This window comes from Pseudodesulfovibrio sp. JC047, assembly GCF_010468615.1.
Taxonomy (GTDB): Bacteria; Desulfobacterota; Desulfovibrionia; order Desulfovibrionales; family Desulfovibrionaceae; genus Pseudodesulfovibrio.
Window position 1 is genome coordinate 24,249 of the sequence record NZ_WUEH01000005.1, and the last position, 21,944, is coordinate 46,192.

Below are 21,944 nucleotides of genomic sequence, written 5' to 3' on the forward strand. Positions count from 1 at the left end.
GCAGGATGAAAATTGAATGGACTATCAGTAAAAAAAGAGGCAATCATCGCCCAGTACTTCAGTATTCCATTGAACTGGAATCGTTTGAGGTCGATCTCGCCGTGCCGCAGGTGGTCGTGGATTCGGCCATTGCCAAACCGCCGTCTGCGTGGCGGTCGTTTTGCTATCCTGGCGAAGACGAACGGGGCGAAGGGCAGCTTGAGTGGTATCGGCTCATGTCTCCTTCGCACAAGCTCAAACGAATTTCCGAGTCGGTGACGTTGCCCTGGCGTGGGCAAACGCACGAGTTCGTGGATGTGAAGGCCGCGTTTGAACGGCTTCGCCATGATTTTGAACTGGTGTTGAAAAATGCCTATGAAAGTGCGCCTTTGAATCTGGTCGAGACGCTAGAGCTTTCCCGGAATACGCGGCAGCATATTGTGTGTGGAGTGGCCTCGGCCCGGATTCTGTCTGCGGTCGGATTTTAACCCTGTATGAAAGTGAAGTGAGTTGGTATTTTCTCATGTCAGAAACAGCAGAACACGTATTTGCCGGGTATCTTGGAGATAACGGGCTGGCTATGACGCCACAACGTCGAGTGATTGTTGAGACGTTTTTGGAAACGGAAGGACATTTTTCTGCCGAGGAATTGTACGCTCTGGTCAGAGTGAAGTCCCCGGAAATTGGTCAGGCAACGGTGTATCGGACACTCAAGTTGCTGGTTGATTCCGGTTTGGCGGATGCCCTTGATCTGGGGGATGGCGGAGCTGTGTATGAGCACGCTTACGGGCATGAGCATCATGACCATCTCATTTGTGTGCATTGCGGCAAGAATGTGGAAATTTGTGATGATCTTATTGAGGATCGGCAAGAGCAGGTGGCAACTGAGCATGGGTTTCAGCTTTCGCAGCATCGTATGTATCTGTATGGTGTGTGTGATGCGTGTCAGGGGCAGGGAAACCGGTAAACGTTCCGGCCTCTTGGGGCGAAGACAACGATATTTTGAAGGGCACCACTTTCTCGATGAGAGGAAGGGATGTCCTTCTTTTTTGTGAGGGCGAAGACTTTTTGTGCCGGTTCATGATAGATTGCATCTGGTGCGATCTATAGGTTCGGGACAGTGTGTCCCGGACGGTGTGTCATTGTATACACTTCAAGGAGTCGTCATATGCCGTTGAAAAAGTATCTTCTCATTCTTTCATGCGGAACAATCAGTCTTATCGCGGTTTTTTATGGGGTCTCCCCCGCGTGGTTTTTTGCCTCATTTCTGTCTGGCTCCATGCCACCGAGCCTGGATCAGGCACATATTTTACGGGCGGTCATGGGCTTATATCTTGCTCTTGGTGGATTCTGGTTGTTCGCCGCCTTTTCAGACCGCTATCGGGACGCTGGCGTGCTCGTTCTCTGTCTGTTCTGCGGGGGACTCGTCTCCGGGAGAATACTCAGCCTCATTGTTGACGGGATGCCATCGCCGATCTTGATGCTTTATGTCGTGATGGAATGCGCGCTTATCCCTGTTTGCCTGTGGTTGTTGATGCGAAAAGATTAGTAACGCATTAGAGAACTGGTCGAATTTGCGTGTGTCCGCCGGGTCATCCTCTTTCCCCATGAGAAAGATGGAAGTCTCTTGTCATGGCCTTTTCCAGAAAAAACGGACAAAAAGCGTCTCCAACGTGTGCGTTTTCCATTTTTTTTGGAAAAACGAAAGGTGCATGGTCCATTCTTTTTTCTACTCTCCAGGAATACTTGATATAGTTTCTATTCCATTTTGGTATGATCCTTGTATTTTCAAAAGAATATTTGTCACATGAATCCTGGGATGATTGGGATGGGTCTTGTGGCTTTTTTGCGTTTTCTTGAGCCAAATTGACGGGCTTTGAGTGCTGGGTATACAAGGCTGGGACGGCGTTGAAGAACGGTGAAAATTTAATCTTTCATATCCGTTTATAGAGTGAAAATAATTGGACGAAAAGGACAAAGATCGGGTCCCTGATGAGATATATTTGGCGTGTGTGTTGGTGGCTGTGTCTTTTGCTGCCCTTATTTTCCGGATGTTCCCGGTTTGAGGGACGGACGACTTTGACTGCTGAAGAACAGGAGTGGGTCGAGAACAATAGAGAAGTTTTACTCGGAGTTTCTCTGCATTATCCTCCGTATGAAGAGTTTGGGTTAAAGGGTGGATATCAGGGGTTGAGCGCGGATTATATCCAATTGATCCATGAAAAGACCGGGTTGGAATTCAAACCGCTTCGATTTCGTAATCGTGATGAGGTCATGGAAGGGGTCAAGCGGGCCGATATTTCGGTTGTCGCCGCGTTGGAAATGACGGATGAACGGCGAGAGTTCCTCGACTTTACTCAACCGTATGTCACTGTTCCGGCAGCCATTATCACCAGAAAAGAATTTCGTGGAGAACTATCACTTGAGAAGTTGGACGGGATGCGGATCGGCGTCACCGTTTCTCCAGAGTTTATCGAGTATCTCGAAAAACATTTTCCGGGGGATTATACCATCATCCCCATGGCCGGAGGGTATATCGGTGGGCTGCGTTCCCTGGCGGTGGGGGATGTGGATGCCCTGATCTGTGACATGGCCCTGGCATCACGATACATCGCCAATGCGCGGATCAGCAATCTACGAATCGCCGGTATTTCCAGTTACACCATTAATCTGCGGATTGCTTCACTCAAAAGCCAGCCCATGGTCGGGCAAATTTTGCGAAAGGGATTGGCCATGATTCTCCCGCACGAACGGAAGACCATTGAAGAAAAATGGTTGACCCTGCATTACCGGCCACTGTGGACCAGTTGGACATTCTGGCTGGGAGTGTTGGGTTTTCTCGGGATTATTTTTGGCGGCATTGTGCTTGTCCTGTTCTGGAACCGGAGTTTGAAACGGCAGGTTGCCCAGCGGACCATGGCGTTGAGTTCAATCAACACGGTCTTGCTCGGTGCTTTGGACTGCCATACCGAACGGGAAGTCATGTTGCGGTGTTTGCAAGAGGCGAAGATCATGTCGTCGAGCAAGCGGGCATTTTTGGGAGAGGTTGCGTCCGCCGGGTCCATCACAGTCCTTTTGGCCTCCGATGAAGAAGGGGATTGCCTTGAGTGTAATGGTGTTGATTTTGAAAATGTCGTGTTGGACAGCGAACATCTGGAGTACTTGGCCGCTGGTCATGTCGTGAATGTCTCGATCGGGGAAGCGTGCGAGAAGTATCCGCATATCATCATGGTGCCACTTCAGATTCTCGCCGGAACCAACATGAAGATCATCGCGGTCGTTCGAAGCGAAGGTCGGTATACTTCGAATGAGGTTTCACTCTTGGCTGAGGTTCTGTTCGCTTTTGAAGAAGCCCTGCAACGCAAGCGCACGGAAATTTCGTTGCATGAGAAGGAGCGGCAGTTGCAACGGGTCCAGCGCATGGAGGCCCTTGGAACGCTTGCCGGAGGCATTGCCCACGATTTCAATAATATACTCGGTGTCATCATTGCCAATGGCGAGATGGTTGAAATGTTTCATCTGGATGCCGACAAGGCCGTGTACCCCAAGATCCGAGCCATTCTCGCGGCCGCATATCGTGGACGTGATCTGGTCAATCAGATTTTGACATTCACCCGAAAAAGCAATGACGAAGCCGCGATTCTGAATGTGGGACCGATCTTGAAAGAGACCGTCCGGTTTTTGCAATCATCGCTTTCGGCCGCTATCACCATTGACTATACCATTGAATCTCCGGAAGCCACGGTGGTGGTCGATCCGACACAGATGCATCAGGTCTTGATGAATCTGTGTACGAATGCGGCGCACTCGATGGAAGGTGCGGGCGGCTCTCTCTCGCTGTCCTTACGATCTGGTTGGGTCAACCCGTCGCTGGTCGGGGCACAGAATCTTGAGCCGGGATCGTACCTGATCCTTGAAGTCCGGGACACGGGTGGCGGTATTGAACCAGCCGTGATGGAGCGAATTTTCGATCCGTTTTTTACCACGAAGAAACCGGGAAAAGGGACCGGGCTGGGCCTTTCGGTGGTGCAGGGCATTGTGAAGTCATGGGGTGGCGAAGTGTTGGTGAAAAGTACGGTGGGGAAGGGAACGTCTTTTCAGGTCTTCATCCCGGCTGGCAGGGGGCATGAGGAGCAGCCTGCCAGCCTGGGGAATGGTGGTGATATTTCCAAGGGAACAGGGTGTATCCTGTTTGTGGATGACGAAGAGGAACTTGTCCATTCCTGCTCGGAATTCCTGACAAATCTTGGGTACAAGGTCCATGCTGAAACCAACAGCCGTGCGGCTTTGGCTTTATTCGAAGCCACCCCGGAGAAATTTGATCTTGTCATTACGGATTACAATATGCCCGGTTTGAGCGGGGACGAACTTGCCAAACGGATACTTGCGCTCAAACCCGCTGTCCCGATCATTTTGTGCAGCGGATACAGTCAGAGCTTTGACGAGAGTACCGCTGCGTCTCTCGGGATTATGGAATATCTCAAGAAACCGATCAGTTTGAAAATGTTGGCACTGGCCGTGCGAAAGTATCTGCGGCCGGATCTTGTTGAATAGCAATGTGATGCATGGATGAGGAGCTGATATATGGCCAAGGTGCTGGTGATAGATGATGATCGTTTGATTTGTGACGCACTCATGGAATTGGTTCGGAATATCGGCCATGAAGCGGAATGTGCATTGAGTGTGAAGGAAGGATTGGCGAAGAATCTTTCCGAAGAATTTGATGTGGTTTTTCTGGATATCCGGCTTCCGGACGGCAGTGGGTTGGATATGTTGCCGCAACTCAGGGAACTGCCGATTCCCCCTGAAGTCATTATTCTCACCGGCGTTGGAGATCCCGACGGTGCGGAACTGGCGATTCGGAACGGTGCCTGGGATTATCTGCAAAAGCCGCTTTCTCCCAAGAAAATTCTCCTGCCGCTGCAACGGGTGCTCAAATATCGGGATACCCTGCGCAATGAAGGTTCGAATCAATTGTCATTGAAACGGTGTGGCATTGTTGGAAGCGGACCGGCCATCAGCCTTGCTTTGGAACGTCTTGGAATGGCTGCACACAGTGATGCCAGTTTGTTGCTCACCGGGGAAACCGGAACAGGCAAGGAGCTTTTTGCCCGGGCGCTTCATGAGAATAGCAAACGGAGCCGAGGACCGTTCATCATTGTGGATTGTGCATCGATTCCGGCAAATTTGTTGGAAAGTACACTCTTTGGTCATGTCAAAGGGGCCTTTACCGGCGCGGATCGGGCCAGTTGCGGTCTTGTCCTTGAAGCCAACGGGGGCACGCTCTTCTTGGATGAAATTGGTGAGATGCCATTGCCGTTGCAAAAAAAGTTGCTGCGGGTGTTGCAAGAGCGGAAATACCGTCCGGTCGGAGGCTGTCAGGAAGTCACCAGTAATTTCCGGTTAGTGGCTGCAACACATCGGGATTTGAATGAAATGGTGCAAAAAGGCCTTTTCCGTAGCGATCTTTGGTATCGCCTCGGCGCCATGAGCATTACGCTTCCCGCACTCCGAGAGCGCAAGGAAGATTTTGAAGAATTGACCCGACATTTTGCCCAACGCATCTGTGATAAAAATGCGATTCCTCCCAAGACGTTTTCCGATGATTTCATGGAGGCCCTTTCTCGGTACGATTGGCCCGGGAATATTCGTGAATTCACCAATGTCCTCGAAAATGCGATGATAAGTGCCTACGGTCATACTGAGTTGTTTGCGAATCACCTGCCGGAACGATTGCGGATCGCGATGTTGAAGCACGATCTTGTCGCCAATGATGACGCCTCTTCCGCATCGGGATATGTCGAGACCTCATACGATCAGTGTGGGACATTGCCCCCCTACAAGGAATATCGAAATCATGTCCTTGAAAAGGCCGACAAATGGTACTTTTCTCGGCTGATGGAAGCCGCCTGTTGGGATATCGAACGGGCCTGCTCTCTTTCGGGACTTCGTAAAAGTCGTGTGTACGATCAGCTCAAACAATCCGGCATCGAAAAGGAGTAGCGTTTCCACTCTTTGTGGAGAGAGGGGCCAAATCTCTTTGTCTTTTTTCCGGAATTTTCGGAATACAGGATCACCTTTTCTTGGTTGATCTTTCTAATATACTGTTTTTAAAGACGTTTGTCTATGGCATGGATGTTGATACTCGGTGTTCCATGAGAGTAGATCCGCTGTGCTTTTGCGCGCAGTCAAACGAGTAAGGATATGTATGAAAAAGAAAAATTCAGAGCAACCCCCTGTGCAGGGAGGGTTTGGAAGACGTCAATTCCTGAAATGGAGTGCCGCACTTGGTGGGGTGACCGCGGTGTCCGGAACCGGCGTTTTGTACGGTTTGCGGTCGGTTGAGAGCGCGGAACCGTTTGCCGACAAGGTTGTTTGGACATCCTGTAATGTCAACTGCGGAAGCCGGTGTGCCTTGCGGGCTTCAGTCAAGGACGGCGTGGTTACTCGCGTTGAGACTGACGACACCGGGACTGATGTCTATGGCGATCATCAGGTTCGGGCCTGTCTCCGTGGCCGTTCCATGCGACATCGCATTTATGCCCCGGATCGTTTGAAATACCCCATGAAGCGGGTTGGCAAACGAGGCGAGGGAAAGTTCGAACGAATTTCATGGGATGAAGCGTTGGATGGTATTGCGCAACGTTTGGGCGATACCATCAAGAAACACGGTAATGAATCCGTGTATCTCAACTATGGAACAGGAAATCTCGGAGCTGTCATTTCCAAATCCTGGCCCACTGGTTCGACCCCTGTGGCCCGTCTCATGAATTGTTTGGGCGGGTACTTGAATCAGTATGGAACCTATAGTGATGCGCAGATTGATATGGCGCTTCCCTATACCTTTGGGAAAGGCTGGGTGAAGGGCAACCTGTTGTCAGATATCGTGAACAGCAAACTGGTCGTCTTTTTCGGCAACAATCCCGCAGCCACACGTATGAGTGGTGGTGGTCTTGTTCACGATGTGATTGAGGCCAGAAAAAAAGGGTATGCCCGAATTATCGTCATTGACCCCCGTTTTACGGATACGGCGACGACCCTCGCGGACGAGTGGATTCCCATTCATCCGGGCACTGACGCGGCGTTGGTCTGTGGATTGGCCTATGTGATGATAACCGAGAATCTTGTTGATAATGACTTCATCAAACGGTGTACGGTCGGGTATGACGAAGCCTCCATGCCGGACGGGGTGCCTGCCGGAAATTCCTATAAATCATATATTCTTGGCAAAGGCCGAGACGGTCAGGCCAAGACCCCTGAATGGGCTTCGAAAATTACGGGTATTCCCGTTCGTCGCATTGTTCAGTTGGCCCGTGAAATAGGGCAGGCCGAGCCGTGTTATATCTCGCAGGGCTGGTCGGTCCAACGGCAGGCCAATGGAGAGAACAACTGTCGTGCCATCAGTATGCTTCCCATTTTGACAGGAAATGTTGGTGTTCAGGGCGGTAATACAGGTGCTCGTGAAAGTGGATACGGTATTCCGTTTGCCGCATTCCCTGTCCTTGAAAATCCGGTCAAGACGTCCATTTCCTGTTTTACCTGGACAGATGCCATTGAGCGGGGCACGGAAATGACCGCGAAAAGAGATGGTGTGCGTGGCCGTGATCGTTTGCAAGCACCGATCAAGTTCATTTGGAATTACGCGGGTAACTGTCTGGTGAATCAACATTCCGACAGTAATCGGACTTCTGAAATTCTGGCGGACGACAGCAAATGTGAAACCGTGGTCGTGGTGGACAACTTCATGACCCCCAGTGCCCGTTTTGCCGATTATCTGCTGCCTGCGACGTCCAACCTTGAAGAAGATGACTTTGCGCCGCAAGGGTTTGCTTCGGAAATGGGCTACGTCGTCTTTGCCGAAAAGGTCATTGAGCCGCTTTTTGAAAGCCGGACGATTTATGACATCTGTGCCGGAGTCGCCAAACGATTGGGCGCGGGAGAGACATACACCGAAGGTCGGACCCGGGCACAGTGGGTTGATTTTGTCTATCAGCAATCGCGTCAACAACTGCCCGAATTGCCTCCCACACTGAAGGAAGCTTTCAAGTTGGGTGTGTTCAAGCGGAAAAATCCTGGTTTGCCAGCGGTTCCCTACAAGGAGTTCAGGGACGATCCCGAGGGACATCCCTTGAAAAGCCCGTCTGGCAAATTGGAGATTTTTTCCAAGCAGCTGTGGGATATTGCCCACGAATGGGAACTTGCTGATGGCGATGTGATTTCCGGCCTTCCCGAATATGCTCCCACCTGGGAAGGTGTGGCTGATCCATTGAAAAAGGATTTTCCTTTGCAACTGATCGGGCATCATTACAAACAGCGGACACATTCCACCTATGGAAATGTGGATTGGCTGAAAAAGGTTGCTCCTCAGGAGTTGTGGATCAACCCCTTGGATGCCGGGGAACGCGGTGTTGAACACGGAGCCAAAGTCAAGGTGTTTAATGATCGGGGTGTGGTGTACACCATCGCCAAGGTGACACCTCGTATCATGCCCGGAGTCTTGTCGCTGCCGGAGGGAGCGTGGTTTGCGCCCGGTTCCGATGGTGCCGATCAGGGGGGCTGCGTAAATGTTTTGACGACGCTTCGGCCTTCACCCTTGGCCAAGGGTAATCCCCAACACACCAACCTTGTTCAGGTCGAAAAGGCATAAGGAAGAGTGACTGATGATAAAAAGACCTGCTTTTTATTTTGATATGGAAGCATGTACGGGCTGTAAAACGTGCATGATCGCCTGCATGGACAAGAATGATCTCCCTGATGGCGTCCTTTTCAGACGTGTCACCGAGTATGCCGGCGGCGAGTGGATGAAAGACAATAACGGCGCATATGAACAAAATGTTTTTGCGTACTATCTGTCGGTCTCATGTAATCATTGTGAAAATCCCATTTGTGTCCGTTCGTGTCCCACAACGGCCATGCACAAGGACGAGAACGGAATTGTCAGTGTCGATCATGACAAGTGCGTGGGATGCCGGTATTGCGAGTGGGGATGTCCGTATTCCGCGCCGCAATACAACGCCAAGAAAGGCAAGATGGAAAAATGCGATTTCTGTCGTGACTATCTGGAACAGGGCAAACCTCCGGCGTGCGTGGCGGCGTGTCCCACTCGTGCGCTCGAATTCGGCGAATATGAGGATCTGGTTGCCAAACATGGTGCATCGCAAGTGGTGGCTCCGTTGCCCGATCCGTCAATAACGTATCCCAATCTTATTGTTTCGGCGAATCGCAATGCGCAGCCCGCCGGATCGCATCTTGGGACAATTCAAAACCCGGAGGAGGTGTAACAATGCTCTTTAATGAATGGAGTCTGGTCATTTTCACCATCCTCGTTCAAACCGCGATTGGCATGTTGCTGGTTTCCGAAGTCGCTCGAATGCTTTCGCCGTCTCTGGCCGAAAAGCAGTTTTCATGGCAGCTCCCAGCGATCAGCCTGGTGACTGGCGTTTCCCTGTTGTGTTCACTTGGACATCTTGGAACCCCCATGCACAGTGTCTATACGATTCTCAATGCTGGCTCCTCCTGGTTGAGCCGGGAAATCCTTGCGACCGGCAGTTTTTTTGTCTCGGTCGTGTTGCTGACAGGTGTTCGGATCAAATCACCAAAAACTCAGGCAAACGGGCTTGCTCTGATTGCCTGCCTTTTGGGATTGGTCACGGTGTTTGTCATGTCCAGAGTGTACATGCTTCAGACTGTTCCGGTCTGGGATAGTGTCTCGACCATGCTGGGCTTTTATGGAACAACACTGGTTCTCGGGGCCATTGCTGGCGGAACGTTATACGGGTTTCAAAGCAATCGGGATGGGATGCTGGTGAAAGAGGAGTCTCCTCGCATCGCCGGGACTTTCATTATTGCTGCCGTTTTTGGCTTGGGATTGAAATCTGTCGGTATCCCGCTTGACGTGATCGCCATGGATGCGTCAAATAGCTTGGGCATTTCCGGAATAAATATATTGACTTCAGGTGGTACTTTCCTGTTCGTGGGGTGTGTTGTCCTGACCTTTATCGGAACAGCCGTGTTCGCATGGGGTGTTTCCAGGATCATCGCCTCGGGTGGGATGAATGCCATTACCAATATGAGCTTGTGTTCCTTTGGTTTGGTCCTTGCCGGTGAGGTTGTTGGTCGGCTTGTGTTTTACGGGACGTATTTGCGTATTGGATTATAATAGTAAATTCGGCCCGGGAGCATGTCCTCCCGGGCCTTTGGAATATCATGGAAAGAATTGATTCGTATTATGGTGCGGCCATTGCGTGCGCGTTTTTGGGTCGGGTATTTTTGCACGAGCCTGAGTTGGAATTCATCACGGAAGTCCGCGATGAGCAGTTTTTGGATCAATGGCCGATGGAGATGTCTGCCGAAGGCAAGGCGTGCCTGACGACATTGAGTACCTGTATCGCTGGAGTGGATGCGCAGGCAATGACAGCCCTGCGTGAAGACTACACGGCCTTGTTCGTGTTGTCCGATATAGCCGTGCCGGTGTGGGAATCTGTTTGGACGACCAAGGAGCGATTACTTTTCGGCGATCCCACCTTTGCCGTGCGTGAAGCCTATGCCCAGTACGGTGTTGCGGCTCCCAAATTGAATAATGAACCGGATGACCATATTGGTCTGGAATTGGATTTTCTGGCTCGGCTGTGTGCCGTATCTGCCGATGCCTTGGAAGCAGGGGATACGGAAAAGGCCGAGGCAACCATTGCCGATGCCCGGGCATTTTATCAGGATCATTTTGGTGTGTGGGCCGGAAAATGCCTCGTGGAAATCCGGGCCAAGGCCTCCACTGACTACTATCGGTCCATGGCGGGATTGTGCCAGGCCGTGACTGATTCCCTGCCTCGAATCCTGGGCTGACGGGCCTCTCAAGGGGATATCGTGCCATCGTCACCGTATGTGATACAGACTGCATGTCTTCGTCATGTCGGCGGGGAGTGCTCCCTGTGTGCCGACGTGTGTCCGGTGCAGGCAATGATCTGTGATGCGGGGGTGTCGCTCGACACGGCCCACTGTGTTGCTTGCGGTATTTGCGCGTCAGTTTGTCCTGTTGAAGCGGTTCGTCATGATGCGGTCGAGCGGCTGGTGACAACGGTATGCGATAGCCGTCCGGCGGAGTCCGTGACAGTGGGGTGCACTGCCCTTTCCTGTGTGTCGGACGGACTCATTGCTCTGGATGGGTGTCTTTCCGCCATTGGATTTGACGCGCTGTTGGCCGTGGCCTGTGCCGGTGTGGGGCCGGTTCGGTTTGTCCATGGAGCGTGCGCCCGGTGTGAAAAAGGTGACCACTGTCGGTTATTCAAGAAAACCCTGCGAGATTTTCGGCAGACCTTCCCCGAGATGGCGGCACTGCTGCAGTGCGATGCAGCGAAAAATGGTGGTTCATCCGCGAAAGACACCATGTCGAGACGGGGGATGTTTTCCCTGTTCCGTGTCCGCCCTGAAGAGCGCAATCCCACGGTCTCGAACTCAGTGTCCGCTTGTGTGTCGATTCCGGATTCCAGACGAGGGCGATTGCAGACGCTCCTCCGTGGATTGTCTTGCACTGGTCCCGTGCCGGACGGGGTGCGAAATGCGGATATTCGTATTGACGCATCATGTACCGGATGTGGAGCCTGTTCCAGAATATGCCCGGTGGGGGCTCTTGAATACGAAACGGATGACACCGGGGTTTCAATCCGGTTTGCCGCCGTGAAATGTATTGATTGCGGATTGTGTCTTTCGGCGTGTCGAACCGATAGTCTCCACCGATTCCCCGGATCATGGGAAGGTGTGCGGGAAACGCAGCCGCGTTGTCTCTATTTGGGGACTCTCGCGGTCTGCAAGCGGTGCAAGGCTCCGTCAACGGTGTTGGTTCACGGGTATTGCCCTGTGTGTGCCCATGTGTTGGGTGTGACATCTTCCTGATCGAGTACCTGTCTGGCTTTTTCGATATATCTGGTCTGTATATTCCTTGTAAAAATATTTTTGTGCCTGTTTTCATATGAAATGGGGTCTGCCGTCGTGTCTTCAAACTGTCTGTGCGAGGATTTTCTGTCGATGTTTGCTGGTCCATGCCTTCATGATTTTTTTCAAACGTCTTTTTCCAACGATTTTGGAAAAGCATCCGACATCGATGGAATTTTCCATAAAAATCGGAAAATCGGCGCACTTCCTGTGTTTGTAACTGTCTGATATAAAACAATTTTATGTATTTCATGCTATGGTATTCGATTTGCTTTTATTCCATTCAACAACAAAGACACGGCGTTATGCGTGAAGGAGTTTTGAATGGGAATTGGATTTGGTGCCAGAATTGGCAGATGGCGGTGGTGGCTGCTTGCCGGAATATGTCTGGGAGGAGTGCTGCTTGTTTCTGCCGCTGTCGGGGCAGGGCCGAAAGGCGAAGATGACGGCAATGGATTCTGTTTGTCCTGCCATGTGATGGAACAGACGGTGTATCCCGAATATGTGGTGTCAAAACATTTCAAGAATCCTTCCGGGGTTCGTGCCCAATGTGCCTCCTGCCATGTGCCGGAGGAGTTGGGACCAATGGTTCGCCGGAAAGTGGCCTCTATTTCCGAGGTGATTGGGTGGATGCGTGGAACTCTTAATACGCCTGAAAAATTTGAAAAAAACAGATTGCGACTGGCCAAGAGTGTGTGGGCTGATTTCAAGGAGAGTGATTCACGCGAGTGTCGAAGCTGTCATCGTGTCACCGCCTTTGATTTTACGGCCTTCAAAAAACCGGAATCAGTCGAAACCATGCAAAAGGGACTGAAAGACGGACAGACGTGCATTGATTGCCACAAAGGCATTGCGCATACCATGCCGGATCTTTCTGCGGGGTTCAGGGCCTTGTATGAGGAAATACAGGCCGAGGCCCAAAAAGGCGATCTTGACGCTGACGCGGTGTATCCCATCAGCGTTGCCAATTGTTTCCTTGAAAAAGACGGTCCCAAGGCCGGGCGGTTGTTGCCTTTGACACGTCTCGAAGTACTTGAAACTTCGGGAGATTGGGCCAAGGTCCGGGTCAGAGGATGGCAACAGATCGGTGCTGAACGGGTTATTTGTGAAGCGCAGGGACGGCGTATTTTCTCGGCGGCTTTGAGCAAAAGAGTGCTGGACCATGTGCGTGGAGGAGAGCCGATGGTTGACCCCGAGACCGAGCAGTTGTGGCGTGAGGCTGAATTCGACTGCTGGATCAAGGGCGGTGAATTTCTCGCGGATATCGATCGACTCAATGCCTATGGCAGCGAGCTTCATGCGGCGACCTGTGGGGGCTGTCATGCGCAGACTCCGGCTTCGCATTTCACGGCCAATCAGTGGATTGGTGGTATCAAGTCCATGGGAAACCGGGTGTCCATGAGCAAGACGAACTATCGTATTCTTTTGAAATATCTTCAGATGCGCGCCTCGGATATCAGCGGCGAAACGCATTCATAAAGGGGTGTGTCATGTCGAAAACAGCAGAGAAGAAGATTGGAAACAGGCCATTGATTCTTCGATGGATAGCAGCATTGTTTGCTCGGGAACTGACGGTGGAGGATGTGGAAAGCTATCGGACCGGCGAAGGTCGTGAACTATTCACCGTCATTACGCAGGATGTGCCCGACGCCGTGGAACTCGAAACCATGCGTCGTGTGCTGACGGGTCCGCAATCTTCCGAAGATGTTGCCCTTGATTTGGCGGCCGCCTTTTCGTGGTTGTTTCATGGTGTGGGTGGTCCAAAGGCCGCCCCCACGCATTGGCACGACTGGTCCGAGGCTTCGGACGGTTCGCAGATGGCGTGCATTGAGACATGCGCGGCATTGATGGCTCGGTGCGGACTTGGTCCGGCCCTGGACAGTGACGAATCCGCTGATCATGTGAGCGTGCAGTTGGAGTTTTTGAGCTATCTCGAAACACAGATGGCGTTAGAGCCGGATGGTCCCTGGCTCGGCTATCGGGATCGTTTGGTGTCTGATCAGCTCAATGCGTGGTTTCCCCATTTTTTACGGGCCTGTGAACAGAATGACCGAAGCGGTTTTTATGCCGCATTGGCTGGTTTGACGCGTCGAGTCATGCCGGATGGATTCACGGGCACCCCGAATTCTACTCAGGCAGCAGATGCTGCGTAACTTTGTATCGAGGAGGTACTTCTGTGACTCAATCACATCAGAACAGCGGACACGGGATGTCGCGCCGTCAATTCATCGGTTCTTTTGCCGCTGCCGGGGCAATGGCCTCGTTGCTCGGTCCATCCATGCTCGGGACCGCATTGGCCGGAACCCCGGAACTGAACGCGGGGTCGTGCGCCACGTTTTGGGGAATTTTCAAGCTCCATGCGAGTAATGGAAAAATCGTCAAGTCCGAGCCGTTCGCCAAGGACAGTTCTGTCAACGAGATGACCACCAACATGCCGGGATATGTCCATTCCCCCGCACGGATCAAGTACCCCATGGTTCGCAAGGGCTTTTTGAAGGATGGTCGTCTGTCGGATACATCCGAACGAGGCAAGGGCGAGTTTGTGCGTGTGAGTTGGGACAAGGCCGGAGAGTTGATCGCCGACAATCTGCACCGTATCACGAAAGAATATGGTCAGGACGCTGTCTATTCCACGCCGAGTGGCTGGTACATGCTGGGCAAGGTCAATGCTGCCGGTGCCTGCATGAGCCGGTTGTCCAACCTCATGGGTGGTTTTGTTCGTGCCGTTGGCGATTACTCCACAGGTGCCTCACAGGTCATCATGCCGTATGTCGTTGGTAACATGGAAGTATACAGCCAGCAGACATCGTGGCCGGTCATCATCGAGAATTCCGATGTCGTTGTGGTTTGGGGTGGCAATCCCATGAACACGTTACGGATCTCCTGGCCTGCTCCGACCCATAAGGGCATTGAGAGTTTCAAGGAATTGAAGAAGCGTGGCAAACGGTTGATTTTCATTGACCCGACGCGCAATGAATCCATCCAGGAATTGGGTGGTGAATGGATCGCTCCCCGACCTAATACCGATGTCGCCATGATGTTGGGTGTGGCGTACACCATTCATGAAAAGGGCCTGACAGACCAAGCCTTCATGGATGAATATACGAGCGGTTTTGACAAGTTCCTTCCCTACCTGCTCGGCACCTCGGACGGTCAGCCGAAGACTCCTGAATGGGCGGAATCCGTCTGTGGTGTCCCGGCACAGACCATGCGTGAATTGGCGGAAGTGTTTGCCAAGAACCGTACCATTCTGATGAGTGGTTGGGGTATCCAGCGGGCTGATCATGGAGAACAGCCGCATTGGATGTTGGTCACCTTGGCCTGCATGTTGGGACAGATCGGGTTGCCCGGTGGTGGTTTCAGTATCGGTCATCTCTATTCGAATCAGGGAACACCGTTTGCCAATGCGCCGAGTGTGCCTGGCATGTCCGGAGGCAAGACCCCGGAAGGCGCGCCCACGCCGATTCCCACCGCTCGGAATATCGATATGCTGCTCAATCCCGGAAAGATCATTGACTACAATGGCCGGAAGATCAAATATCCAGATATCAAAATGATTTACAACGGGTTTGCCAATTCACATACCCGTCAGCCCCAGCGGGAATCCGCCATACGGGCATGGCAGAAACCCGAATGCATTGTCGTTCACGAAATGTTCTGGACGCCGACCGCGCGCATGGCCGACATTGTCCTGCCCATTTCCACCCCGGCGGAATGCATGGATATGACCACCAGTGAAGATGGCCGTTTCCTGATTCCCATGAAGCCCGCCATCAAGCCGCAGTATGAGTCCAAGCCGACTTACGACGCGTTTGCCTTCATTGCTGGCAAGCTCGGCATCGGCTCTCAATACACCGAAGGCAAGAGCGGCAAGCAATGGCTTGAATTCTTCTATAATCAGGCCATGAAAGACGCCAAGCGCAAGGGTTTGACCATGCCGACGTTCAAGGAATTCTGGGACAAGGGCGAGGCGCTTGAGTTCGAGGTTCCCGAGTCCGCAAAGACATGGACTCGATACACCGACTATCGGGAAGATCCGCTTCTTGAGCCACTTGGAACGCCGTCCGGCAAGATCGAAATCTATTCCAACGCCATTGCCAGGATGGGCTATGACGATTGCAAGGCATATCCTTCGTGGATAGAGCCGACAGAGTGGTTGGGATGCGAAAAGGCCAAGACCTACCCCTTGCACATGTTGACCTCGCACCCGAGGCATCGTCTCCATTCCCAGTTGAATCACGTCAAGGCGTTGCGTGATCTGTACACGGTCCAGGGACGTGAGCCGGTGTGGATCAGCAAGGAAGACGCCACGGCTCGTGGTATCAAGGACGGCGAAGTGGTTCGCGTCTTCAATGATCGTGGCGCGGTTCTGGCCGGTGCCGTGGTCACGGACAACCTTCGTCAGGGTGTCATCCGGTTGTGCGAGGGCGGATGGTATGATCCCATCGAACCCGGCAAGGCTGGTTCCATGTGCGCCTATGGAAGTGCCAACGTGTTGACTCTTGATAAAGGCAGTTCCAAACTCGCTCAGGCCGTGAATGGCAACACCAGCCTGGTCCAGGTGGAAAAATATACGGGCAAACTCCCTGAACTCACCGTGTTCGAGGCTCCGAAAAACGCGATGTAACTCAGTGGAATAAAAATACTGGAAAGGTCTATTCCGTCACCTCCTGGAGTGGACCTTTCCTCCATGTTTCGTCTGAAATGTGGACACATCCTCTCTCGACTCCCCGTTTTTCTTCGGGGAGTCTTTCTTTTGTATTGACGAATATCCGTTTTCTAGGTGATAATAATTACTTAAATGAAAACAGTTTCATGAAGGAGAAAGTATGAATGAACGTACAGGAGTGATTACATTCCAGGGCAATCCATTGACCCTTGTCGGGCCTGAAATTCGTGTTGGGGATACCGCCCCTGATTGTGCTGTGGTCGCCAATGACCTGTCCCGGGTGACGTTGGCCGATTATGCGGGGAAGGTCCTTGTCATTGCCGCAGTTCCCTCGTTGGATACCCCGGTGTGCGATATGGAGACCCGGCGTTTCAATACCGAGGCCGCCGCTTTGGGTGATGCCGTGAAAATCCTGACCGTCAGCATGGACCTGCCATTTGCGCAGGCTCGTTGGTGCGGTGCGGCCGGTGTTGAAGCCGTGCAGACGCTTTCCGATCACGCCGAAGCGTCCTTTGGCGAACAGTGGGGCACCTTGATCAAGGAATTGCGGTTGTTGACGCGTGCCGTTTTCGTGGTCGGGCGTGACGGCAAGGTTGCATACGTCGAATACCTGAAAGAGATTACGGAAGAACCCGACTATGCGGCTGCCATCGAGGCTGTCCGTACCGCCATCGGATAAAAAACGGTTCCCAAAAAAAAGGAGTCCGTCTTTCCTGCTGGGGAGGCGGACTTTTTTTGGGATCATGAACGCAGTCCCTTTTTGGTGCGCTGGACCTTGGTTTCTGCCTGGGGTATATGAAAACATATGTCACAACAGACGATTATATTGATTGAAGATGAGGTGGCCATTGCGGATGCGGTTTCGTTCTCGTTGCAGCAGGAAGGATTTGCCGTTCGGCATCATGTGTTGGGACGGGAAGGTTTGGAGGACTATCGTGCGCATGGTGCGGACCTGATCATTCTGGATGTTGGCCTGCCGGATATCAGTGGGCTTGCCGTATGCCGAGAGTTGCGCGTGGAGTCTTTGGTCCCAGTCGTTTTCCTGACCGCCAAGAGTGATGAGATTGATAGGGTCATGGGGCTGGAAATCGGTGGGGACGATTATGTGACCAAACCCTTCAGCCCGAGAGAACTGGTCGCTCGCGTCCGGGCCATATTGCGCCGGACCAATGGAGAACCAATGGGAAGCGGAAGGGCTTCCGGTGCTCATTCAGCGTCGCTTTTTGAAGTACATGAAGCGAGTGGGGTCGTGGTTTGCGCCGGGAGAGAGTTGTCTTTGACGCGTCAGGAATTTCTGGTGCTTTCCACACTTCTTTCTCAACCTGGACGGGTATTCAGTCGTTCCCAGATCATGGAACAGGCGTGGGAGTCGCCTGATACCAGTCTGGAGCGGGCCGTTGATACGCACATCAAGTCGTTGCGCTCCAAGCTGCGTGCGGTCCTTCCCAATGCCGATCCTATCGTGACCAAGCGTGGCTTCGGCTATTCCATTGAGGTTGACTGAACATGAGTTTGCGATTCCGACTCTTCATCGCCTTTGCCCTCATGGCCGGGATGAGCCTGTTCTTTCTGCTTGATATCGTGACTGATGAACTCAAGCCGGCCATGCGTCAGACCATGGAAGAAACGCTCATTGACACATCTTTCATGCTTGCAGAGTTTGCTCGTGAAGATTTCCGGAAAGGACATTTCGAGGGGGATCGTCTGCTTGAAGCCTTGGATCGATATACCAGGGTCAGTCCTGATGCGCTTGTCTGGGGGGTCCGGAAGCAGAAAACCGATCATCGGATTTATGTCACGGACGCGCACGGGGTCGTGCTGTATGATTCGGATGGAGGACGTGATGTCGGCCGGGATTATTCCCGGTGGAATGATGTCTATTTGACGTTGCGGGGAAAATACGGAGCACGGTCCACGCCATCCGGCAAGAATGGGCCGTCCGTCATGTATGTGGCCGCACCTGTTCTCAATGACATGAATGAATTGGTCGGCGTGCTTTCCGTTGGCAAACCGACAGCCAGTATCGAACCGTATTTCGTGAAAACACGGGCCAAGATCATTCAGGCGAGTGCGATGCTGTTTTTCGCGGCTCTTGTCGTTGCCATGCTGTTTGCCTGGTGGCATGGGCGAGATATGACACGGTTGGTGGCGTATACTGATGATCATGCTCGGGGACGCAAGTCTCGACAGCCTCGGTTCGGGGCCTCTGAAATGAAGCGGTTGGGTGAAGCCGTGGAAAAGATGCGTGTCGAGCTGGAAGGGAAAGAGTATGTTGAACAGTATGTTCATTCATTGACGCATGAATTGAAGTCACCGCTCACAGCCATTGGCGGGGCCGTTGAAATTCTTGAATCATCTGGTTTGAGTGACGCTGACCGGCAGCGATTTCTCCAGCATATCGGGACGGAAAACAGTCGTATGCGGGAGATCATCGAGCGACTGCTGCATCTGGCGTCTCTTGAAAAACAGGCCACATTGAACAATCCGACCACGGTAAATATCGCAACACTGCTGACCGAGCTGCTTGAGGCGTTGGACGTTCGGGTGTCTGGTGGGAATATCTCGCTGGAACGGAATTTCCCCGAGACGCTTCTGGTGCAGGGCGAAAGTTTTTTGCTTAATCAGGCCCTGGATAATCTTTTGGGCAATGCGCTGGACTTCACTTCACACGGGGGCACACTTTCTGTTTCGGCATATTCCGAGAGTGATAGTGTGGTCGTCGAGATTTTCAATTCGGGTGAGTCTATCCCGGAGTATGCTATTGATAAGATATTCACTCGATTCTATTCACTTCCACGACCTTCTGGTGGCACGAAAGGGACAGGATTGGGACTGCCTTTTACTCGGGAAGTGGCTGAGTTGCACGACGGCAGTATTGTGCTCGAAAACGTCGAAGGCGGCGTTCGTGCCGTCTTGCGTCTCGCTGTATCGTTGTAGATTTCACATCAAAAACACATCGTTTCCTCACATATATTTCACATGCCCGGGGCAGGGTCTCCTTGACGATGACATTGTAAAAAAATCGTCGACAAAAGGAGGCATTTTGATGAAAGGGTATTTGGGAAAATTTTGTGCGATTACGGTTTTGTCCTTAGTGTGTCTCATCCCTTTGAGTATGGTTGAAGGGGTCATTTACGAAAGGGATCGGTTGCATCAGGACGTCGGGGTTGAAATCGCCTCACAATACGCGGGGTATCAAAGGTTGACTGCGCCGGTCCTGGTGGCGGAATACACGTTGGAGGAAACCTCCACCCGAATTGTTCGAGACGCATTGACCAAGGAACGGAAGGAAGAAACCTTCACGGCCAAGGTCCTGGCCAATAGGATTCTTGTCCCGGAAAAAACGTTTGTGAAAGGGGTGTTGCGTCCAAACACACTTCAACGGGGAATCTTTTCCATTCCGGTCTACACCTCGAAGGTTCAGATCAATGAATTCTTTTCAAAGAGTGATGTGCCACGCGTCGGGCAAATGGTGGATGGAATGCGGGTGGTTGCTGTTTCCCTGGTGATGCTGATGCCGTTGAAGGAGCCGGGCGGGATTTCAACGCCGCCCTTGCTGCAATTGAACGGACGGAAAATGGATGTGTATCCCAGTCATAAAAATGCGGTCATCAAGCCGTGGCCAACGGGGTTTTCGACATCGGTTGATCCCGCATCGATCGATGAACATCCGGTGATTTCTTTTTCCATGACGCTTGATCTGCACGGGTCCCATGAGTTGAGTTTCATTCCTTTGGGTGGAGAGTATGCAGTGGACCTTCAATCGATTTGGCCGCATCCGCGATTTGATGGTGCGTATTTGCCTGCGACCCGCGAAGTGACGCGGACAGGATTCAAGGCACATTGGTTGGTCACGGAGTTTGCCAATGGCGCGGGGCTTGGAAGCGCAGATATCTTGAGTTGGGACCGTCCTTCATTTGGCGTGGAACTCATAGATCCGGTGGATATCTATACAAAATCTGAACGGGCGGTGAAATATGGGTTTCTGTTTGTTCTCCTGACATTGGAATTTTTTTTCCTTTTTGAAATGCTTCGGGGAATGCGGATTCATGTGGCCCAGTATCTTTTTGTTGGTGCCGCATTGATCATTTTCTATTTGTTGCTGATTTCCCTGTCCGAACATATCGGTTTTGTCTTGGCGTATCTTGTCGCGAGTTGCACCTGCGTTTCCTTGCTGACCGTGTATGTGCGGAGCATGGTCAAAAGCATGAAAGTCGCCCTTGGGTTCGGGGGGGCGATCGCCGTTTTATATGGCGCGCTGTATGGGATTCTGCTCTCGGAACAGTATGCACTTGTGCTTGGGTCCGGATTGTTATTCATCATACTGGCCGGAACCATGTTTTTGACACGTCATGTTGATTGGTATTCTCTGGAAGGGGCGGCGGAGTATACAAAATTACTGCGGCGAAAAAAGACGATTGAATAAGATGGCTTGTGAACGAAACGCCCCGTGTCATGTCGGCACGGGGCGTTTTTTTGTGGGGGTATGCGGCTGATGCCGTGCATCAGCTGTTGAGTGGTGTCAGGACAACTTCCTTGTGGTCGTTGAATCCCAGTGAATAAGCAGTGCCGTATTTCTCAAGAAAATCCTCTTCTGCGGTGAAGGGGACACCTTCGATTTCGATTCGTTCGTCATCATCTTCATCAGCTTCATCCATGCCCAGACCGAGCACGATTTTCGCATGTCAGCCTCCGCCGATTTTATATTCACGAAGCCTGATACAGGTCTCTTCGTCTTCATCTTCAAGCATGGTCCGGAGTTTATCGAGCATCTCTTCCGGGACAGTCAGTTCAAACATGATATTTTCCTCGTTGATTATGGTTGGATTCGCACGGGTCCAAGCCCGTGTTTGGTGAATTCGTCAGGGTGGGAGTCATTGATCGGATCAACGCTCTCATTTGTTGTGTCCGGAGTGTCCGGATTGAGAAGTTGGTCGGCACAGATGGCTGTCGCCGATTCCACATACTTGAGGCAGATTCCCTTGGATGTGGAATTCGGGTCGCGGGTTTTGCTCAAATCCCGACAACAGACACTTCCGTAGTGCGTCAAAAAGCGGTCATGCAGTTTTTTGGAAGCCGTGCGGACGGTCTTTTCGTCGGCTGGCAGTGGTCCATTCCCGAGAATGAGGCTTTGGGCCATGACCGCACCGGCCAGTGCGCCGCAGACACATCCGGCATCGCCAATGCCACCGCAAAATCCTTTGGAAATGGCACGAGCGGTCTCCGGTGACAAACCACCGTGAAATTCCTGGTTGATGACAGTCAGGACAGCCTCGGAACAACACATTGAACCAGAACCGTACAGGTGCCGGGCTGCCGAGCTTGTTCGTGCGATGAGGTCCGCATTTTTTTCATGGGCTTTCATTGT

19 protein-coding genes are annotated in these 21,944 nt (G+C 52.1%); 17 read left to right on the top strand and 2 right to left on the bottom strand.

The annotated features are described in order from the left end of the window. Positions 1-5 precede the first annotated feature (5 nt). The 17 genes from GO013_RS04355 (at position 6) to creD (ending at position 21,002) form a co-directional block, all read left to right on the top strand. Entirely contained in the window at positions 6-467 is a 462-nt protein-coding gene (locus GO013_RS04355) for a hypothetical protein (RefSeq protein WP_163808839.1), read from the top strand. Between the two features lie 35 nt (positions 468-502). Next, a complete protein-coding gene (locus tag GO013_RS04360) occupies positions 503-946 on the top strand; it encodes a transcriptional repressor (RefSeq protein WP_163808840.1) in 444 nt (147 codons plus the stop codon). A gap of 201 nt (positions 947-1,147) precedes the next feature. Beyond that, a complete protein-coding gene (locus GO013_RS04365) occupies positions 1,148-1,528 on the top strand; it encodes a DUF4345 domain-containing protein (protein ID WP_163808841.1) in 381 nt (126 codons plus the stop codon). 530 nt (positions 1,529-2,058) lie between these two features. Beyond that, positions 2,059-4,533, top strand: a complete 2,475-nt coding sequence (locus GO013_RS04370; protein WP_163808842.1) for a transporter substrate-binding domain-containing protein — start codon at positions 2,059-2,061, stop codon at positions 4,531-4,533. A gap of 30 nt (positions 4,534-4,563) precedes the next feature. Next, on the top strand, positions 4,564-5,982 hold the full coding sequence (locus GO013_RS04375; RefSeq protein ID WP_163808843.1) for a sigma-54 dependent transcriptional regulator: 1,419 nt from the start codon (positions 4,564-4,566) through the stop codon (positions 5,980-5,982). Between the two features lie 205 nt (positions 5,983-6,187). Beyond that, positions 6,188-8,626, top strand: a complete 2,439-nt coding sequence (locus tag GO013_RS04380) for a DMSO/selenate family reductase complex A subunit (protein ID WP_163808844.1) — start codon at positions 6,188-6,190, stop codon at positions 8,624-8,626. 13 nt (positions 8,627-8,639) lie between these two features. Further along, complete coding sequence (locus GO013_RS04385; RefSeq protein WP_163808845.1) at positions 8,640-9,260, top strand: DMSO/selenate family reductase complex B subunit; 621 nt, start codon at positions 8,640-8,642, stop codon at positions 9,258-9,260. Between the two features lie 2 nt (positions 9,261-9,262). After that, positions 9,263-10,138 (top strand): DmsC/YnfH family molybdoenzyme membrane anchor subunit, encoded by an 876-nt coding sequence (locus GO013_RS04390; RefSeq protein WP_163808846.1) that lies wholly within the window; start codon positions 9,263-9,265, stop codon positions 10,136-10,138. Between the two features lie 47 nt (positions 10,139-10,185). Next, positions 10,186-10,821: a molecular chaperone TorD family protein gene (locus tag GO013_RS04395; RefSeq protein WP_163808847.1), complete on the top strand. Its 636-nt coding sequence runs from the start codon at positions 10,186-10,188 to the stop codon at positions 10,819-10,821. Positions 10,822-10,842: 21 nt separating this feature from the next. Continuing rightward, positions 10,843-11,868: a 4Fe-4S binding protein gene (locus GO013_RS04400; protein WP_163808848.1), complete on the top strand. Its 1,026-nt coding sequence runs from the start codon at positions 10,843-10,845 to the stop codon at positions 11,866-11,868. 363 nt (positions 11,869-12,231) lie between these two features. Beyond that, positions 12,232-13,386 carry a NapC/NirT family cytochrome c gene (locus tag GO013_RS04405; RefSeq protein ID WP_163808849.1) on the top strand — a complete coding sequence of 385 codons (1,155 nt, stop codon included), beginning with the start codon at positions 12,232-12,234 and terminating at the stop codon, positions 13,384-13,386. An 11-nt stretch (positions 13,387-13,397) separates the two neighbouring features. Then, complete coding sequence (locus GO013_RS04410; protein WP_163808850.1) at positions 13,398-14,060, top strand: molecular chaperone TorD family protein; 663 nt, start codon at positions 13,398-13,400, stop codon at positions 14,058-14,060. Between the two features lie 23 nt (positions 14,061-14,083). Continuing rightward, positions 14,084-16,534 (top strand): molybdopterin guanine dinucleotide-containing S/N-oxide reductase, encoded by a 2,451-nt coding sequence (locus tag GO013_RS04415; protein WP_203529383.1) that lies wholly within the window; start codon positions 14,084-14,086, stop codon positions 16,532-16,534. A gap of 202 nt (positions 16,535-16,736) precedes the next feature. Beyond that, positions 16,737-17,255 (top strand): thiol peroxidase, encoded by a 519-nt coding sequence (gene tpx, locus GO013_RS04420; RefSeq protein ID WP_163808851.1) that lies wholly within the window; start codon positions 16,737-16,739, stop codon positions 17,253-17,255. 126 nt (positions 17,256-17,381) lie between these two features. Then, a complete protein-coding gene (gene creB, locus GO013_RS04425; RefSeq protein WP_163808852.1) occupies positions 17,382-18,080 on the top strand; it encodes a two-component system response regulator CreB in 699 nt (232 codons plus the stop codon). A 2-nt stretch (positions 18,081-18,082) separates the two neighbouring features. Beyond that, positions 18,083-19,513, top strand: a complete 1,431-nt coding sequence (gene creC / locus GO013_RS04430; RefSeq protein WP_163808853.1) for a two-component system sensor histidine kinase CreC — start codon at positions 18,083-18,085, stop codon at positions 19,511-19,513. Positions 19,514-19,622: 109 nt separating this feature from the next. Next, positions 19,623-21,002, top strand: a complete 1,380-nt coding sequence (gene creD, locus GO013_RS04435; protein ID WP_163808854.1) for a cell envelope integrity protein CreD — start codon at positions 19,623-19,625, stop codon at positions 21,000-21,002. Between the two features lie 79 nt (positions 21,003-21,081). Here the strand turns inward: creD and GO013_RS17510 are convergent, their stop codons facing one another. After that, positions 21,082-21,375, bottom strand: a complete 294-nt coding sequence (locus tag GO013_RS17510) for an ErpA-related iron-sulfur cluster insertion protein (protein WP_163808855.1) — start codon at positions 21,373-21,375, stop codon at positions 21,082-21,084. Positions 21,376-21,392: 17 nt separating this feature from the next. Further along, positions 21,393-21,941 (bottom strand): C-GCAxxG-C-C family protein, encoded by a 549-nt coding sequence (locus GO013_RS04445; protein ID WP_163808856.1) that lies wholly within the window; start codon positions 21,939-21,941, stop codon positions 21,393-21,395. Between the last annotated feature and the right edge of the window lie 3 nt (positions 21,942-21,944).

What these genes read in the sequence shown, in the direction of transcription:
- creC (WP_163808853.1), top strand. Translation starts at nt 18,083, where the DNA reads ATGAGTTTGCGATTCCGACTCTTCATCGCCTTTGCCCTCATGGCCGGG.
- GO013_RS04410 (WP_163808850.1), top strand. Translation starts at nt 13,398, where the DNA reads ATGTCGAAAACAGCAGAGAAGAAGATTGGAAACAGGCCATTGATTCTT.
- GO013_RS04390 (WP_163808846.1), top strand. Translation starts at nt 9,263, where the DNA reads ATGCTCTTTAATGAATGGAGTCTGGTCATTTTCACCATCCTCGTTCAA.
- GO013_RS04395 (WP_163808847.1), top strand. Translation starts at nt 10,186, where the DNA reads ATGGAAAGAATTGATTCGTATTATGGTGCGGCCATTGCGTGCGCGTTT.
- GO013_RS04405 (WP_163808849.1), top strand. Translation starts at nt 12,232, where the DNA reads ATGGGAATTGGATTTGGTGCCAGAATTGGCAGATGGCGGTGGTGGCTG.
- creD (WP_163808854.1), top strand. Translation starts at nt 19,623, where the DNA reads ATGAAAGGGTATTTGGGAAAATTTTGTGCGATTACGGTTTTGTCCTTA.
- tpx (WP_163808851.1), top strand. Translation starts at nt 16,737, where the DNA reads ATGAATGAACGTACAGGAGTGATTACATTCCAGGGCAATCCATTGACC.
- GO013_RS04385 (WP_163808845.1), top strand. Translation starts at nt 8,640, where the DNA reads ATGATAAAAAGACCTGCTTTTTATTTTGATATGGAAGCATGTACGGGC.
- GO013_RS04355 (WP_163808839.1), top strand. Translation starts at nt 6, where the DNA reads ATGAAAATTGAATGGACTATCAGTAAAAAAAGAGGCAATCATCGCCCA.
- GO013_RS04445 (WP_163808856.1), bottom strand. Translation starts at nt 21,941, where the DNA reads ATGAAAGCCCATGAAAAAAATGCGGACCTCATCGCACGAACAAGCTCG.
- GO013_RS04365 (WP_163808841.1), top strand. Translation starts at nt 1,148, where the DNA reads ATGCCGTTGAAAAAGTATCTTCTCATTCTTTCATGCGGAACAATCAGT.
- creB (WP_163808852.1), top strand. Translation starts at nt 17,382, where the DNA reads ATGTCACAACAGACGATTATATTGATTGAAGATGAGGTGGCCATTGCG.
- GO013_RS04360 (WP_163808840.1), top strand. Translation starts at nt 503, where the DNA reads ATGTCAGAAACAGCAGAACACGTATTTGCCGGGTATCTTGGAGATAAC.
- GO013_RS04375 (WP_163808843.1), top strand. Translation starts at nt 4,564, where the DNA reads ATGGCCAAGGTGCTGGTGATAGATGATGATCGTTTGATTTGTGACGCA.
- GO013_RS04380 (WP_163808844.1), top strand. Translation starts at nt 6,188, where the DNA reads ATGAAAAAGAAAAATTCAGAGCAACCCCCTGTGCAGGGAGGGTTTGGA.